Annotated in this window: 11 protein-coding genes; 5 read left to right on the forward strand and 6 right to left on the reverse strand. The window is 63.2% G+C overall.

Annotated elements, in window-relative coordinates; genetic code table 11:
• Positions 1-3 precede the first annotated feature (3 nt).
• Entirely contained in the window at positions 4-1,212 is a 1,209-nt protein-coding gene (locus tag CSQ92_RS17370; RefSeq protein ID WP_180277045.1) for a DUF418 domain-containing protein, read from the forward strand.
• Positions 1,213-1,356: 144 nt separating this feature from the next.
• Here CSQ92_RS17370 and CSQ92_RS17375 read toward each other — a convergent pair whose 3' ends face one another.
• From CSQ92_RS17375 to CSQ92_RS17385, 3 genes are all read right to left on the reverse strand, one after another.
• Entirely contained in the window at positions 1,357-2,610 is a 1,254-nt protein-coding gene (locus CSQ92_RS17375; RefSeq protein ID WP_034780338.1) for a cyanophycinase, read from the reverse strand.
• Positions 2,611-2,787: 177 nt separating this feature from the next.
• Positions 2,788-5,580, reverse strand: coding sequence for a TonB-dependent receptor (locus CSQ92_RS17380; protein WP_099394893.1), 2,793 nt, complete (start codon positions 5,578-5,580; stop codon positions 2,788-2,790).
• Between the two features lie 31 nt (positions 5,581-5,611).
• Positions 5,612-6,613, reverse strand: a complete 1,002-nt coding sequence (locus CSQ92_RS17385) for a MurR/RpiR family transcriptional regulator (protein ID WP_070281602.1) — start codon at positions 6,611-6,613, stop codon at positions 5,612-5,614.
• Between the two features lie 201 nt (positions 6,614-6,814).
• On the opposite strand from CSQ92_RS17385, the gene CSQ92_RS17390 reads away from it, so the two are divergent.
• The gene (locus tag CSQ92_RS17390) at positions 6,815-7,951 is read left to right on the forward strand and encodes a succinylglutamate desuccinylase/aspartoacylase family protein (RefSeq protein WP_099395093.1); all 1,137 of its coding nucleotides are present in this window, start codon (positions 6,815-6,817) and stop codon (positions 7,949-7,951) included.
• 17 nt (positions 7,952-7,968) lie between these two features.
• On the forward strand, positions 7,969-9,357 hold the full coding sequence (locus CSQ92_RS17395; RefSeq protein ID WP_083299835.1) for a YfcC family protein: 1,389 nt from the start codon (positions 7,969-7,971) through the stop codon (positions 9,355-9,357).
• A gap of 5 nt (positions 9,358-9,362) precedes the next feature.
• Here CSQ92_RS17395 and CSQ92_RS17400 read toward each other — a convergent pair whose 3' ends face one another.
• Positions 9,363-9,788, reverse strand: a complete 426-nt coding sequence (locus CSQ92_RS17400) for a GNAT family N-acetyltransferase (RefSeq protein ID WP_099395094.1) — start codon at positions 9,786-9,788, stop codon at positions 9,363-9,365.
• Positions 9,789-9,971: 183 nt separating this feature from the next.
• Complete coding sequence (locus CSQ92_RS17405; protein WP_092607672.1) at positions 9,972-10,178, reverse strand: hypothetical protein; 207 nt, start codon at positions 10,176-10,178, stop codon at positions 9,972-9,974.
• Between the two features lie 273 nt (positions 10,179-10,451).
• Here CSQ92_RS17405 and argH point away from each other — a divergent pair, with 273 nt between their 5' ends.
• Positions 10,452-11,849, forward strand: a complete 1,398-nt coding sequence (gene argH, locus CSQ92_RS17410; RefSeq protein WP_099394894.1) for an argininosuccinate lyase — start codon at positions 10,452-10,454, stop codon at positions 11,847-11,849.
• Between the two features lie 51 nt (positions 11,850-11,900).
• Here argH and CSQ92_RS17415 read toward each other — a convergent pair whose 3' ends face one another.
• Positions 11,901-12,557, reverse strand: coding sequence for a hypothetical protein (locus CSQ92_RS17415; RefSeq protein ID WP_034780353.1), 657 nt, complete (start codon positions 12,555-12,557; stop codon positions 11,901-11,903).
• 671 nt (positions 12,558-13,228) lie between these two features.
• Here CSQ92_RS17415 and CSQ92_RS17420 point away from each other — a divergent pair.
• Positions 13,229-15,760 (forward strand): M4 family metallopeptidase, encoded by a 2,532-nt coding sequence (locus CSQ92_RS17420; RefSeq protein ID WP_099394895.1) that lies wholly within the window; start codon positions 13,229-13,231, stop codon positions 15,758-15,760.
• Positions 15,761-16,009: the final 249 nt, after the last annotated feature.

Here is a 16,009-nt window from a genome sequence, read left to right on the forward strand (position 1 = left end):
GCCATGAAAACCCCGTCCGCGCGCATCGCCGACGTCGACACCCTGCGCGGCTGCGCCCTGTTCGGTATCCTGGTCGTCAATATCGGCGCCTTCGCCACGCCCTGGTTCGGCCTGGGCTTAACCGATCCGGCCTTTCACGGCGGCGTGGACCGCGCCACGCACTTTCTCGTCGCCCTGCTGTTCGAGACCAAGTTCTACCTGCTGTTTTCCTTCCTGTTCGGCTACAGCTTCACCTTGCAGATGCAGGCGGCGGCGCGCACCGACGCGCCGTTCGTGCCGCGCATGCTGCGCCGGCAAGCGGGCCTGTGGCTGATCGGCGCCCTGCATGCCATGTTCCTGTTTCATGGCGACATACTCACCACCTACGCCGTGCTGGGCATCGTGCTGCTGGCGCTGCACCGCTGCGGCGAACGCCAGGCACTCACTCTGGCCGGCATCCTCGTCACCGTCTGCGTGGCATTCTGGGCCGGCATGGCGTGGCTGCAAAGCCTGCAACCGGCGGGCGACGTCGCGGACAACGCCGTGGCGATGGCACAAAAGGCGGCAAGCGCGCTGGCCGCCTACCACGCCACGCCGGCCGCCGTCGTCAAGCAGCACCTGCGCGAACTGCGTGAAATCTGGATCGTCCTGCTGCTGGTGCAGGCACCGTGTGCGCTGGCCATGTTCCTGTGCGGCCTGGCCGCCGGCAAGCGCGAGATGCTGCTGCACGCCAGCGATTACCTGCCGCTGCGCCGCCGCCTGCTGTGGGCCGGCGCGCTGGCGGGACTGCCTGGCGCCGCCTTCTATGCGTGGACGTCCGTGTATGCGCAAAGCCAGGCATGGCAGGTGGCGGGACTGGCCGTGGGCCTGGCAAGCGCGCCGCTGCTGGCCGGCGCTTATGTGGCGCTGGCGCTGGCCCTGTTCGAGCGCCTGCGCGACGGCACGCTGTTTGCGCTGCTGGCCGACACGGGCCGCATGGCCCTGTCGAACTACCTGCTGCAGTCGGCCATCTGCGCCATGCTGTTCCTCGCGTATGGCGCACGGCTGATGGGCAGCGTCTCGCCGCTCGGTGCCCTGGCGCTGGCGCTCATCATCTTTTGCGTGCAGTTGCCGTTGAGCCGCTGGTGGCTGCGCGGCCACGCGTATGGCCCCGTCGAGTGGCTGCTCAGGGCCTTGACGATCGCCGCGTGGCCGCGCTGGCGGCGCCAAGTAACCCCCAATAAATTATTGTGATTTCTGACTTCCATAACCGGCGCTCTGCGGCGTTGCCCGCTGTTAGCAGTGCTCGCACTGCGTCGCAGCAGGCGCCTTGCATAGCATCCAGTTCTGTTCGTCATAAATTCACAATAATTTCCTGAGGATTACTTAGCGCGGCGCCTACTTGTAGCGGTACAGCGGCTGGCGCAACTGGATGGGGCGGATATCGAGGCGCAGCTTCAGCACCGAATACGCTTCCGCCTCGGTCGAGCTGTAGCCGACGCTGTTGACGGTTTTACTGAAGCGGAATTCAAAGCCCAGGTCCGGATACGGATCGCGCGGATTGCCGAAGGCGATGCCGATGGCTTCCTGCTGCGCGTTGTCGATCAGGTTGCCCATCAGGTCCAGCACGGCGTTATTGCCGAGGATATCGTTGGTGAACACGGGTTCGCGCATGTCGGGCTGGTTCGGATCGAGCTTGTTGTCGGCCTTGTCCGGCGACGGCGTAAACACGCGCGTGACGAGGTTGAATTTGTCGCCCCGGTCCAGGTAGCTGATGGCCGCATTGCTGATATTGAAATTTTTCACGCCACGGTCGCTGATGGCGCCCGACAGGTCGATCAGCAAGGCGCCGCTGTAGCCAATGACTTCCACGTCGCGCATGGCGTCGACCACCATGGCGCTGTTTTCATCGATGCCCAGGCCCAGGTGATAGCCTTTTTTCAGCATCACGGGAATCATGCGGGCGAAACGGCCGCGCACCAGCAAATGCTGGTCCACGAAGACATCGCTGCCGATGAAGCCCAGGCCAGGCGCGATCTCGCGGCCATCCGTGACGCCCATCTTGAGCATGTCGAGTACGGGCTTGGCGTCGTAGAACATGGTGGTACTCATGATGGCGGCACCGGCGCTGGAACCGGCGATCACGCCGCCGTTGCGGTAGACCGACCAGATGGCTTCCAGCGCTGCCGTACGGCTGCCGTCCGGACGCAGCAAGGCTTGCGTGATGCGTCCCTGGTCGCCGCCGGCAAAATAAATGCCGCTGGCCGACTTGATCTGCGTGACGATGGCCGGGTCTTCGGCGGCCTTGCGGTAATCCCTGTTCGGCAGCTTGACGGCCAGCGGCACGAAAAAGGCATCGGCGCCATATTGGTTCAACTTTTTGATGATGCTTTCGCCCGATTTTTCCGGGTTCATCGCGGCCGAGGCCAGCACGGCGATGCGCGCGCCTGGCCCGCCCGACAACTTGACGATGCGCTGCCAGACTTCGGCATTATCGGCGCGCAGGCCGCCGCCGATGATGACGAGCGTTCCCTGCGGCGCGCTGCCGATGGCACTGCCGCCCGGCGCCGCCACGGCATGGACGCTGCACAATGCCAGCGCAAACAGCAGCGCGGCGCGGAAGGTGTGATACAGGCTTGCGGATGATTTCATGGTGCCTTTCAAATACAAGAAAAGTGGCGCACGCTTGTTGATGCAGGCACGCGCCCTTGCTGCCAATACTGCTGCTTGCAATACTGCTGCTTGCAACCCAGCGCCATCACACTACGATGCTACCCGCCGCAGATGACGGCGTTGTTGCGGTATCTCCACGCTTCTATGTAAAACTGCTTACTTGAAGCTGTAATTGGCGCTCGCATAGAAGCGCCGGCCCCGCGGATCCGTGTAGGTCGGGTCATAGCCGGACAGGAAAAAGTAGGCCTGGTTCGAGTATGGCGGGCTGGTATTGAACAGATTCTGTATGCCCGCGCGCAGCTTGAACTGCTTGCTGACGGCATACGCGCCCGACATGTCCCACAGCGTGTACGCCTTCACCCGATTCGGCTTGACGACACTGCCGTTATCCGTGTTGATGGCCGAGTTCTGGTCATCGTAGCCGCTCGAATACGTGTTCGACAGGCTGGCCGAATACGGGCCATTGTCCCAGTCGAGCGTGATCGTATGGCGCCAGCGCTGCACCACGCCTTCCGTGACGAATTTATTGAGGTTGCTGATAAAGACGTCGCCGGGGCTGGTCTGGATTTTCGAATCGAGCACGTAGGTGCCGCTCAGGTGGGCGCCGAAACGTCCCCACGCCATTTGCACGCCATGCAGGTCCGCCGTGATGTCGAGACCCGCCGCCTTTTGCGCGCCGCGGTTTTCCTTGCGCAGCTCGATGTAGTCGATTTCATTGTCTTCGTCGCGGTGCACCAGGTCGCCATACTTGGCCAGGTTGCCCAGGATGATGTCGTCGCCGATTTCGCTGATCAGGTCCGTGCGCTTGATGTTCCAGTAGTCGGCACTGAAGGTCCAGTGCCGACTGGGCTCAAGCACCAGACCGGCCGTGAACTGGCGGCTGCGCTCCGGTTTCAGCTTGTCGTTGCTGTAGCGGCGCGTATCCCAATTATCGGCGCAGACGGAGTAATCATTGTTCTCGCTCGCGCAATACACGGGATCCGGCAGCGTCGCCGTACTGCTGTAGGCAGTGGGCCGGTGCAGGTCGGACATGGATGGCGCGCGGAAGCCCTTGCCTGCCGAAGCGCGCAGCAGCACCTGCTTGCTGGGCATATAGGTCAGCCCGATCTTCGGACTGAGGGCGCCGCCCACCTGCTGGTAATGGTCATAGCGCCCCGACAACTGCGCCTGCCACTGTTTGGTAAACGGCAGCAGCAATTCGCTGTAGATGGCTTGCACATTGCGGCTGTCGCTGGTGGCCACGCCGCCTTCGGGCGCCGCGTCGTTGTTGATGTTGTCGCTCATCAGCAACGCCGAGGGACGGAACTCGGTGCGCTCGCGGCGCACTTCGCCGCCCACGGCCAGCGCCATGTCGCCACCACCCAAGGCCATCAGCGCGCGCGATGCCTTGAAGTCGAGCGCATCCATGGTGCCGCGCGCATGCCGTACTTCGTCATTGACCTGGATGCTGTCGAGCAGCGCCTTGCCCTTCGCGCCCGATGGGCCAAATGGGTTGATGTCGCCGGAGGCGATGCCTTCCAACAGCTTGTCGTACAGGACATAACCATGCGTGTCGCGGTCCTTCACGACGTTGACGCTGTGATTGAAGCCCACGTCGTAATCCCAGCCGGCGAGCGTGCCGCTGGCGCCCACCACGAAACGCTGGCTCTCGCTGGTCAACTGGCTGGTGCGCATGCCCGCCTCGTTCAGCCGCATGCGCAGCTCCAGTTCGCGCGCAGTCGGATTGCCGTCTTCATCGACGATGCTATCGAGGCCGGTATTGGCCAGCTGCGGCACCTTGCTGTAATCGAGATAGCCGATCACGCGCGCCGACGAGCCCACGTAATAGCTGCGCGAACGGCTCAGCGCCACTTCCGCGTACAGCTGGTGCTCGTTATTCAGTTTCAGTACGCCGCGCGTGAGCAGGTTCTGCTTGTCCGTCTTCGGATACAGCTCCGTGTCGCCCATGTAATCGTAGGTACAGGCATCGACGCCGCCCGTTCCCGCTGGCAGGTACAGATTGGCCGGCGGCGAACAGTTCGGGATCGACGGATTGATCTGCCGGCCGCTGATCGGCTGGCCATTGAGCAGGAAGCCCTGTTCCTGCAAATAGTCGCGCTGCTCCCCCGACAGGCGGATATTCGCCGGGCTGGTAAAACTCGACAGCAAATGCCCCAGGCGCTGCGGAACCTGCAGGTTCGGAATGAACTTGCGTTGCGAGGAACTGAGGCGGTCGGTTTTTTGCAGGTCGACCACGGCGAAGATATTGTAGCCATCCGTACCCAGGTCGCCAGTACCGGCCGTGATGCTGGCCGTGCGCTTGCCGGCGCCGCCTTCATCGGTGCGGCTGCCGTAGACGTTCAGCTCCACGCCCTGGTAATCCTTGCGCGTAATGAAATTGATCACGCCGCCGATGGCGTCCGTGCCATACAGGGCCGAGGCGCCATCGAGCAGCACTTCCACGCGCTGCAGGGCGGCGGCGGGAATATTATTCAGATCCACGCCCGCATCGTCGCCGGGCGAGGCAAAGTTGGCCATGCGCCGGCCATTCAGCAGCACCAGGGTCGATGACGTGCCCACGCCGCGCAGGTTGGCGCTGTTGAAGCCGCGCTGGTCGCCGCCAATATTGATGCTGGCGCCGTCCGTCAGGCCTCCCACGTTGGCCGACACGCGCGCCATCAGCTCGGCCGCCGTCGTCACGCCCGCCTTTTCGATCTCGGCGCGCGTGATGATCTGCACCGGCAGCGCCGTCTCCGATTCCAGCCGCTTGATGGCCGACCCCGTGATTTCCACGCGCTGCATTTTTTTCGGCGCGGCGTCGCCGTCCTGCACCTGCTCCTGCGCCTGCGCGCCGCCGGCCAGCATGCCCAGCGCCGCCGACACGCTCAGGGCGCCCAGCGCCAGTCGCACGCCTTGCGCCAGCACCGACTCGCGTGGCAAGGAGCCGCCGTCTTGTCTTTTCATGTGCATTGCCACTCTCCCCAATGATGATGCCTGATTTTTATAATGACTTTGAGACTGCCTTGCGTTGCTTTGAAGCTGTTTTCCGGGGTCCCTGCACGCCATGCTCGCCGCCGTACAGATAGGCGGCGATGACTTCGCTCAGACGGGCCGCTTTTTCAACGTTCTTCTTGTTCGACACCATCAGCGCCACGGCCAGCGCCTCGATCATGGCCAGCGCCGTGCTGGCGCTGCTGGGCAGGACGGGGTGTGTGCTTTGCGCATACAGCGCGTGATCGGCCAGTTCGGCCAGGGGGGAGGCGGGCGAATCGGTAAGCGCCACGATGCAGGCGCCGCGGTCGCGCGCGAAGCTGGCCAGGCCGATGCAGTCGAGCGTGTAGCGGGGAAACGAGATCACCACCAGCACGTCGTGCGCCGTCAGGTTGACCAAATGGCCGGCCGCCACTTCCGAGCCGCCGATGCCCACCACCTCCACCACATGCGGGCAAAATGGCTGCAGATGCTGCACCAGCATGCCTGCCAGGTTGGCCGACAGGCCAAAACCCATCACATACACCACCCTGGCGCGCGTCAGGCGGCGTACCACGGCCTGCATGGCGTGCGGCGACAGGGCAGCGGACGTGGCGGCGATATTCGCGGCCGCATATTCCAGGCTTTCCGTGATGGGCGACGTGGTGCGCGCGCGGCGCTCTATCGTGCGGCGCAATTTGTCGACTGGCTGCAACAGCGATTGCAGGGTTTCGGCCATGGCGCCGCGCATGGCCGAATAATTCTTCTGGCCGATGTCGCGCGCGAAGCGGCTGATGGTGGCCGTCGATACCTGGCAGCTGTCGGCCAGTTCCTCGATGCCCAGCGCCGTCACCCGCATCTGGTTGCGCAGCAGGTAGTCGGCGATCTGCCGCTGCGAAGCCGAGCCGCCGGCCAGCACGTGCATCAGCGCCTGCCCCAGCGGAGACTGCGCGAACGCGGCATCGGGCGACGCTAGCGTGCCAGCCCGTGGCGTGTGGGGACTGCTGCGTGCAGGATTGGCGGATGCTCTCATATCACTGGCGGCCTGTATTCTGGGGCACTGCGGATCACTGGCGGAAGGCGAAATCGGGTCGCTGGAACTTACTGTACTCATATCAAAAAGAAAACTCAACAAATATTTGTAAAAGGATTTTCATTGATTTACTTCGTGAAAATATTGCTACATAATCGACCGAAATCCATCAACCGCGCCCCGTTTTGGGGCGAATTCACCATGCAAGTACAACAGCACCCCATCTCCACCGCGCACGCCAGCGTAGCGTGCCAATTGAGCAGCTTTCACTTCGGCACCGCGGCAGCCAACAGCCGCAGCGGCAAGAAGGTCTACATCCAGGCGGCGCTGCATGCGGATGAAGTGCCGGGCATGCTGGTGTCGCAATTCCTGCGCCGCGAACTGCTGGCGCTGGAGGCGGCGGGCAAGGTGCATGGCGAAATCATCCTGGTGCCGGCCGCCAATCCGATCGGCCTGGCGCAAGCCATCCATGGCGCGCCGTTCGGCCGCTTCGACCTGACCACCGGCATCAACTTCAACCGCGCCTACCGCCACGTGGCCGATGAATTGAAAACCACGCTCGATGGCCAGCTGGGACAGGATGCGCAAGCCAACGTGGCGCTGATACGCGAGCATGCGCGCGCGGCCGTCGCCGCCTGGCGGCCGGGCACGGATGCGGAGACCTTGAAGAAAACCCTGCTGGGCATGGCCATCGACGCCGACATCGTGCTCGACCTGCATTGCGATAACGAGGCGGCCCTGCACATTTATACGGGCACGCCGCTGGCGGCGCAGATCGCGCCCCTGTCCGCTCTCTTGGGCGCGCGCGCCGTGCTGCTGGAACTGGCTGCTGGCGAAGAGCCGTTCGATGAAGCCTGCAGCCGGTTGTGGTGGGATCTCGACGCGCACTTCGGCGGACGCTATCCGATTCCCGCCGCCTGCCTGTCGACCACGGTCGAGTTGCGCGGCGAAGTGGAAGTGAGCTACGCCCTGGCAGAGCGCGACGCCACCGCCCTGCTGCGCTTTCTCGCCATCGAGGGCGTGCTGGAGATAGCCGGCGCCGGCGACGATCTGCCCGCGCCGCAATGCGAACCGACGCCGCTGGCCGGCGTGGAACCGATCCTTGCGCCGCATCATGGCGTGCTGGTGTATCTGCGCGAAATGGGCGACGTGCTGGCCGCCGGCGACGCCGTGGCCGACCTGATCGACCCCGTCAGCGGCGAGACGACAACCTTGCGCTGCACCGTGGCCGGCGTCTTTTTTGCGCGCAGCGCCCACCGCCACGTCCTGCGGGGCATGAACGTCGGCAAGGTCGCCGGCGCCGTCGCCTTCCGCGGCGGCAGCCTGCTGAGCCAATAAATGTCACAAAAAGCGCCATGAGAAAATTCAAGCTCCCCAATACCTTCGTCCTGCTGTGCGGCATCCTGGCCATGATCGCCCTGGCGACATGGCTGGTGCCGGGCGGGAAATTCGATACCCAGCTGGTGAACGGCAAGCAGCTGATCATCCCCGGCACGTTTCATTATGTCGACAACAAGCCGCAGGGACTCGCCGCGCTGATGATGGCGCCCATCAAGGGCTTCGTCGACGCCAGCCTGATCATCGGCTTCGTGCTGATCGTCGGCGGCGCCTTCGCCGTGCTGCAAAAAACGGAAGCCTTCGATTCGCTGATCAAGGCCATCGCCAAGGCACATACCAGTTCGCGCTTCGTGCGCGCCGCCATCATCCCCGTCTTCTTCACGATGTTCTCGCTGGGCGGCGCCACCTTCGGCATGAACGAGGAAGCGATTCCCTTCATCCTGATCTTCGTGCCGCTGGCCCTGGCCCTGGGCTATGACACCATCACGGGAGTGTCGATTCCCTTCATCGGCTCGCAAGTGGGCTTTTCCGCCGCCTTCCTGAACCCGTTCAACGTCGGCATCGCGCAGGGCATCGCCGGGGTGCCGATCTTTTCCGGCATCGGCTACCGCCTGATCGTGTGGGCCATCGCCACGGCGGTCAGCATCGTGTTCTTGATGTGGTACGCGGCGCGCATCAAGCGCCATCCGGAAAAAAGCCCGACCTACCTGCTCGATATCGAAAAGCGCAGCGAGCACACATTGGACCTGAACAGCTTTGCCGGCATGACGCGCACGCACCGCGCGGTGCTGTGGATTTTCATGGCAACCCTGCTGACGATGGTCGTCGGCGTCGTCAAGTACGACTGGTTCATCGATGAAATCGCCGCCCTGTTCCTGGTGATGGCCATCGTCGTCGGCCTGGTCGGCCGGCTCGACATGGACAGCCTGGTGGCGTCGTTCGTGCAGGGCGCGCGCGACATGGTCAGCGTGGCGCTGGTCATCGCGCTGGCGCGCGGCACCATGATCCTGGCGCGCGACGCGCAGATCATCGACACCATGCTGCACGCATTGACGCCCCTGGTGGCGTCGTCGAGTCCCGTCTTCGCCGCGCAAAAGATGTTCTTCATGCAGTCGGTGATCAACTTCTTCATCCACTCGGGCAGCGGCCAGGCGGCTCTCACCATGCCGATCATGGCGCCGCTGGCCGACCTGGTGGGCGTGACGCGCCAGACCGCCATCCTGGCCTTCCAGTTCGGCGAATTCACCACGCCGATGATCCCCACTTCCGGCATCACCGTCGGCGTGCTGGCGCTGGCGCGCGTGCCCTGGATTACGTGGGCCAAGTGGATGATCCCGCTGCAGCTGATTTACCTGGTGCTGGCGCTGCTGCTCTTGATTCCGCCCTGTCTGATGCACTGGCAGTAAGCCAGTCAGCGCAGGTAGATGTTCGGCACATACCGCTCCATCAGCGTCTCCGGCCTGAGCGGCGCCGTAAAGCCGTGACGCGCATACAAGCCATGCGCCGTGCTGGTGGCCAGCATGAAACGGCGCAGCCCCTGCAAGTCGGGATGCGCCATCACGGCCTCCATCAGGCGCTTGCTGTAGCCGCGGCCGCGGCACTCTTCCAGCACATACACGTCGACCAGATAGGCAAACGTGGCGTAGTCGCTGACCACGCGGGCGAATGCCACTTGACGGCCGTCCAGCGTGCCGCCGAAGCATAGCGAATGGTCGATCGCGCGCTGTACGGTGGCCTGCGCGATGCCGATGGCCCATGTCGATTGCGTACTGAGAAAATGGTGAATGGCCGGAACGTCAAGTTCCGCCTTGTCGCTACTGATCTTCAAGTGTGGCATCACGCTGTCCGCCTGTCGTGGAAAAAAACTGATCATCGGCGATTTGCGCGCTGCTGTCACCTGGGCGGGAGAGAAACGGGGGCGCCGCCCGTTCGAATTGCCCGTGATGAGATACTGCAAGGTGCTGCGAGGTACGGTGCTGCTACTGCTGTTACCGATACTGCGTGCATGGCATGGCCGCGCTTACAGGGCGGCTTTTTCTTCGGCGCTCAGGCGCTTGGCGCTGACATACACGGTGTGCATGGTGGCTTGATCGGCGCTGGCGACGAAGGTGACGGAAGCGGCTGGCGCGGCGCGGAACTTCGGCACGGCGGCGGTGGCCAGGCTGGTGGCGGCGGCGATGGCGATGATGGCGACGAAGATGGCTTCCATGTTTTTAGCGATGTTCATGATATTTTCCTTGAGGTTGAGGGGCGTTGCTGTTTGTCCTGCGATGATTGAACTGTAGGCCGATCCCCCCTGAACTGCCATCGGATTGCGACCAAACGCACGATTCGCGGGACAGAATACAAAAAGCCCGGATGGAACGCACAACGTGCCCGCGTCGTGGCATTTGAGGCTTGCCAGCCCCATTCCTGGCCATTTCAGCGCCCTGCAAGGTCCTAAAAGCCCTACCGCCGGCCAACCTTGTTTATAATCGCCGTACACTAAAGGACTTCTTTCATGACTGATCAATTCTCCAAAAAGGGCGAAGCCTGGTCGGCCCGGTTCTCCGAACCGGTCTCGGACCTCGTCAAGCGCTACACAGCTTCTGTATTTTTTGATAAGCGCCTGGCGCTGTTCGACATCGAAGGTTCGCTGGCCCATGCGGAAATGCTGCATGCGCAAGCCATCATCAGCCCGGCCGATTACGCGGAAATCCAGCGCGGCATGGCGCAAATTTCGCAGGAAATCGCCGCCGGCCAGTTCGAATGGCTGCTGGACCTGGAAGATGTCCACCTGAATATCGAAAAACGCCTGACCGAACTGGTAGGCGACGCGGGCAAGCGCCTGCACACGGGCCGTTCGCGCAACGACCAGGTGGCGACCGACATCCGCCTGTACGTGCGCGCCGCCATCGACGACATCACCACCCTGCTGGCGACGTTCCGCAGCGCGCTGACGGACCTGGCCGAGCAGCATGCCGACACCATCATGCCGGGCTTTACCCACATGCAGGTGGCCCAGCCGATCACCTTTGGCCACCACATGCTGGCGTATGTTGAAATGTTCGGCCGCGACGCCGAGCGCATGGCCGACTGCCGCAAGCGCGTCAACCGCCTGCCGCTGGGCGCCGCCGCGCTGGCCGGCACCACCTTCCCCATCGACCGCTTGCGCGTGGCAAAAACGCTGGGCTTTGACGACGTGTGCCACAACTCGCTCGACGCCGTCTCGGACCGCGATTTCGCCATCGAATTTTGTGCCGCCTCCGCCGTGCTGATGATGCACGTGTCGCGCATGGCCGAAGAACTGGTGATCTGGATGAGCCCACGCATCGGTTTCATCGACATCGCCGACCGCTTCTGCACCGGCTCGTCGATCATGCCGCAAAAGAAAAACCCGGACGTGCCGGAACTGGCGCGTGGCAAGACGGGCCGCGTGTACGGCCACCTGATCGGCCTGCTGACCCTGATGAAAGGCCAGCCGCTGGCCTACAACAAGGACAACCAGGAAGACAAGGAACCGCTGTTCGACACCGTCGACACCGTCATCGACACCCTGCGCATCTTCGCCGACATGGCCGGCGGCATCACGGTGAAGCCGGAAGCGATGCGCGCGGCAGCCCTGCAGGGCTATGCCACGGCGACCGACCTGGCCGACTACCTGGTCAAGAAGGGCTTGCCGTTCCGCGACGCCCATGAAGCCGTGGCCCTGGCCGTGCGCGCCTGCGTCGATGCGGGCTGCGACCTGGCCGACCTGTCGCTGGAGCAGTTGCGCGCCTTCTCGCCGCTGACGGGCGAAGACGTGTTTGAAGTACTGACCCTGGAAGGCTCCGTGGCCGCGCGCGACCACGTGGGCGGCACCGCGCCAAACCAGGTGCGCGCCGCGATCGCCCGCGTGCGCACGCAGCTGGAAAAATAAGCGGCGTCCATCCCGCAAACGCCCCGCTGCAGCGCTGCAGCGGGGCGTTTTTCATTGCGCGACGATCTTCGACAGCACGGAAAAGGCGGCCCCCGTCTGCGATGCTTCCAGCAGCAAGGTCAGTTCCGTGTAGGTGCAGATGATATTGATCAGATTGATGCGCTCCCAGGCCAGGCGCTTGAGGATGGCGTGATACACGCCTGGCGTATAGCAGGTCTCGGGCGCCAGGTGCAGGGTCACGGCCGTCACGCGCTCCAGGCGCGCCAGTTCCTGCTCGCCGCCGAAGACCTCTTCCACCAGCGCGTGCAGGCTGCGGCTGCAGATCACCATCACCTCGTTGACGCCGCGCGTGACCGTGATGAAGGTGCCGCGCTGGGGTGCGGCCAGCGCCAGCAACTGGCGCTGGCAGTCATAGGTCTGGTCGGAATAGCGGTAGGTAAAAATCATCAATTCACTGCGCGTGGAAAGTTCTCCCGCGCGGTGCGCCAGCACGATTTCGCCGCTTTTCTGCTGCGGCATCCGTTCGGCCAGGCGGCGCAGCGCCATCACCACGGCGGCCTGCCCCACCGGTTTCCATAAGTCGCTCTGCAATTGCGGCTGCAGCTGGCGCGCCAGTTCCGACAGGTTCAGCAAGCCGCGGCCCAATCCCTCGCTGAGAAAGGCCGATTCCATCACGATCTGTTCCACTTTGGTCGCTATCGAAAGCATAGTTCGTCGGGCCGGTGATTCCGGTGCACGCACCAGGAGCCGGCAACCCTTCCTGAAAAAAGGATGCACTGCGCCAGCGGCCGCGCCGGGCGGCGCGGTCGGACTCGCGGAAAAGAACCCCCTCGCGGGGGGAAGAACCGGCTGGCGGCGGCTAGGAAGGCGGATGCAGCATGAATGCCGCTCCAGAGGGGAAATGGCTGAAACCAACAGCAGAAAACAGAACTGACGTCATGTGAAACTCCCGAATTTTTTTCCCGATGCGCTGTATCTGGACGCGGTCATTGCCGCGTGCGCTTTTTTTGTCTTCGCCTGGTCCGTTGGGGCCACGCGAATACCTAGTGTAGATCGCAACATTTAGAAAATGCAACAGTGTTTTTCCAACAGAACGCGCCATTAGGGGAAGTAGTCCAAAACAAAAGTTACAGCTTGTGGTAGATCAAACTTTGCGCTGATGTAGCACCGATAAATGTTCAATTCTTAACAAAAATTCGCGTAGTGACCCATTTCTTGAATTTTTTGACATGGCGATATCGACAAGTTTAGTGTCCCCCTACCCGGCGTCATGCCACCACAAAACGGCAGGCTATCCGCCTGTCAGGCACGCCGGGGTGGCCATCAGGCATCGCGGCCAGCTCATTCACCATTTCCTTAACCGATACCATGGAGCAGAAATGAATTTACGTTTGACGATAGTTGCCGCATCCATCGCCGCCCTGCCGCTGATGGCTACCACGGCAGACGCCGCCACGCCGCTGCCACAGACCCTGATGGCCGCCCCGGTCGCCCTGGCTTCTCCACAAGAGACCGCCAGCCTGGTCAACAAGCTGGCTGCGCAGGCGCGCAGCCGCGGCCTGAATACCGAACATGGCTTTGCCGTCGGCGCCCAGCATCCTGGCGTCAGCGGCACACGCGTGAGCCGCGTGCAGCACACCTACAAGGGTTTGCCCGTCTTCGGTTCCGAAACGGTCGTGGTCAGCAACAGCGCCGGCGACATCGTCAGCGAATCCGTGTCGGACCGCGCTTCCGGCCTCGGTAGCGGCGGTGTCAATTCCGTCACCCGCAGCGCCACCACCGATATCGACACCACGCCCGCCATCAGCGCGGCGGCAGCCATCGCCGCCGCCGTGGACAGCATTGGCGTGCGCGCCGTCGACCACGTGCCGCCGCATGCGCAACTGCTGATCTACCCCGTCATGAAAACCGTGCGCGTGGCCGGCGCCGAGAACAAATCGGAAGCCGCGTTGAACGCCCTCGACGTGCAGGACGTGGTCGACCACTACGAGCTGGCCTATCTGGTGCAGACGCGCATGATCAGCGGTAACAAGCCCGTCTACTACGACACCGTCGTCAGCGCCAAGGATGGCCGCATCCTGCGTCAATGGAAAGCCCTGAAAACCGTGGCCGGCATCGGCAACAGCCAGTACAACGGCCAGGTACCGCTCAACACCACGCTCACGGGCAGCACCTACACCATGAAGGACCCCAGCCGCGGCACGGGCGGCAGCTTCGGCGGCATGGCCATCACGAATGCCAATCACGGCACCAGCTCGGGCAGCGTGTACAGCAGCACCAGCAATACCTGGGGCGACGGCCAGCAATACATCAACGGCGGCAGCACCACCAACGCCAATGGCCAGACGGCGGCCGTGAACGCGATGTGGGGCCTGATGAACACCTACGACACGCACAAGAATGTGCTGGGCTGGTCCAGCCTGGACGGCAACAACACGGCTACCCACATCGCCGCCCACGTCAACACGGCCTACGACAACGCCTACTACGACAGCAGCTGCAAGTGCATGTACATCGGCGACGGCGGCAGCTCGTTCAACAACCTCGGTTCCATCGACGTGATCGGCCACGAAATGGGCCACGGCATCACCGACGCCACCTCGGGCCTGATCTACTCGCAAGAGTCGGGCGGCTTGAACGAATCGAGCTCGGACATCGCCGGTGAAATGGTGGAAGCGTATGCGCGCGCCGGCGGCACGGGCACCACGATCCCCAACACGGGCAACGATTGGATGACGGGCAAGGAAATCGCCAAGAATGGCCAGCCGCTGCGTTGGCTGTACAAGCCAAGCAAGGATGGCAGCAGCCCGAATGCGTGGAGCAGCACCATCAAGAACCTCGACGTCCACTACAGCAGCGGCCCGAACAACCGCATGTTCTACTTCCTGTCGCAAGGGTCGAACTCCACGTCCAGCAGCGACTACTACAGCTCCTACCTGAACAAAAGCCCGCTGGCCATGACCGGTATCGGCAGCGACAAGGCTTACCGCATCTGGTTCAAGGCCGCCACCACCAAGTTCACTTCGTCGACCAACTACGCCGACGCGCGCAACAAGGTGCTGCTGGCAGCCGAGGAACTGTATGGCGTGGGCAGCGCCGAGGCGATCGCCGTCAAGCGCGCGTATGCGGCCATCAACGTGGGCGCCGACGTCGATGAATCGACGACGGGCGGCGCGGTGACCATCACCAGCCAGCCGGCCAGCATCACCGTCGCACCGGGCGCCACCGCCTCGTTCGCCGTGGGCGCGGGCGGCGGCACGGCACCGTACACCTACAAGTGGTACCGCAACGGCGCCGTGATCAGCGGCGCCACGTCGCCCGCCTACAGTTTCACGACCGTAGCGGCCGACAGCGGCGCCGTCTTCAAGGCCACGGTGACGGATTCGTCCTCGCCTGCCGTAACGGCCACGTCGAACAACGCCACGCTGACGGTGGGCACGAGCAGCGCCACCGAACGCGTGACGAACGGCGGCTTCGAGTCCGGCGCCACGGGTTGGAGCGGCACCACGGGCGCCATCGGCACCTTCACGGGCCAAACCGCGTACGAAGGCACGAAGTACGCCTGGCTGGGCGGCAATGGCACCACGGCCAGCGAATCGCTGACCCAAAGCGTGGCCATTCCGGCCGCCGCCACCTCGGCCAGCCTGACCTTCGCGCTGCATATCGACACGGCGGAAACGGGCAATACCGTGTACGACAAGCTGGTCGTCACCGTGAAGAACAGCGCCGGCACGGTGCTGGGCACCCTGGCCTCGTACTCGAACGTGAACAAGGCTGCCGGCTACCAGATCCGCACGTTTGACCTGATCGCCTACAAGGGCCAGACCGTGCAGATCTCGTTTGCCGCGACCGAGGACGCATCGCTGCAAACCTCGTTCGTGATCGACAAGGTCAGCCTGGTCACCCAGTAAGCGGCTGAACATGCGGGCAAGCCATCGCGACAAGGCTTGCCCGCACGGCACGATTGATTTCCTGGCAATTCCAGTCTACCCTGAGGCAGTGATTGCATCTTGCCTGCTGCTGGTACCCGCGACGAATTGAATTTTTTTTTGGATTGTTCCTGACCGATGCCTACTTCGACCTTGTCCGCACGCGCATTCCCTTCTTCCGCTTACCCCATTTTCACGCCCCAGGCCCTCGCCATGCTCGCCTGAGCCGAC

Origin of the sequence: Janthinobacterium sp. BJB446, from assembly GCF_002735655.1 — a bacterium.
Taxonomy (GTDB): domain Bacteria; phylum Pseudomonadota; class Gammaproteobacteria; order Burkholderiales; family Burkholderiaceae_D; genus Janthinobacterium; species Janthinobacterium lividum.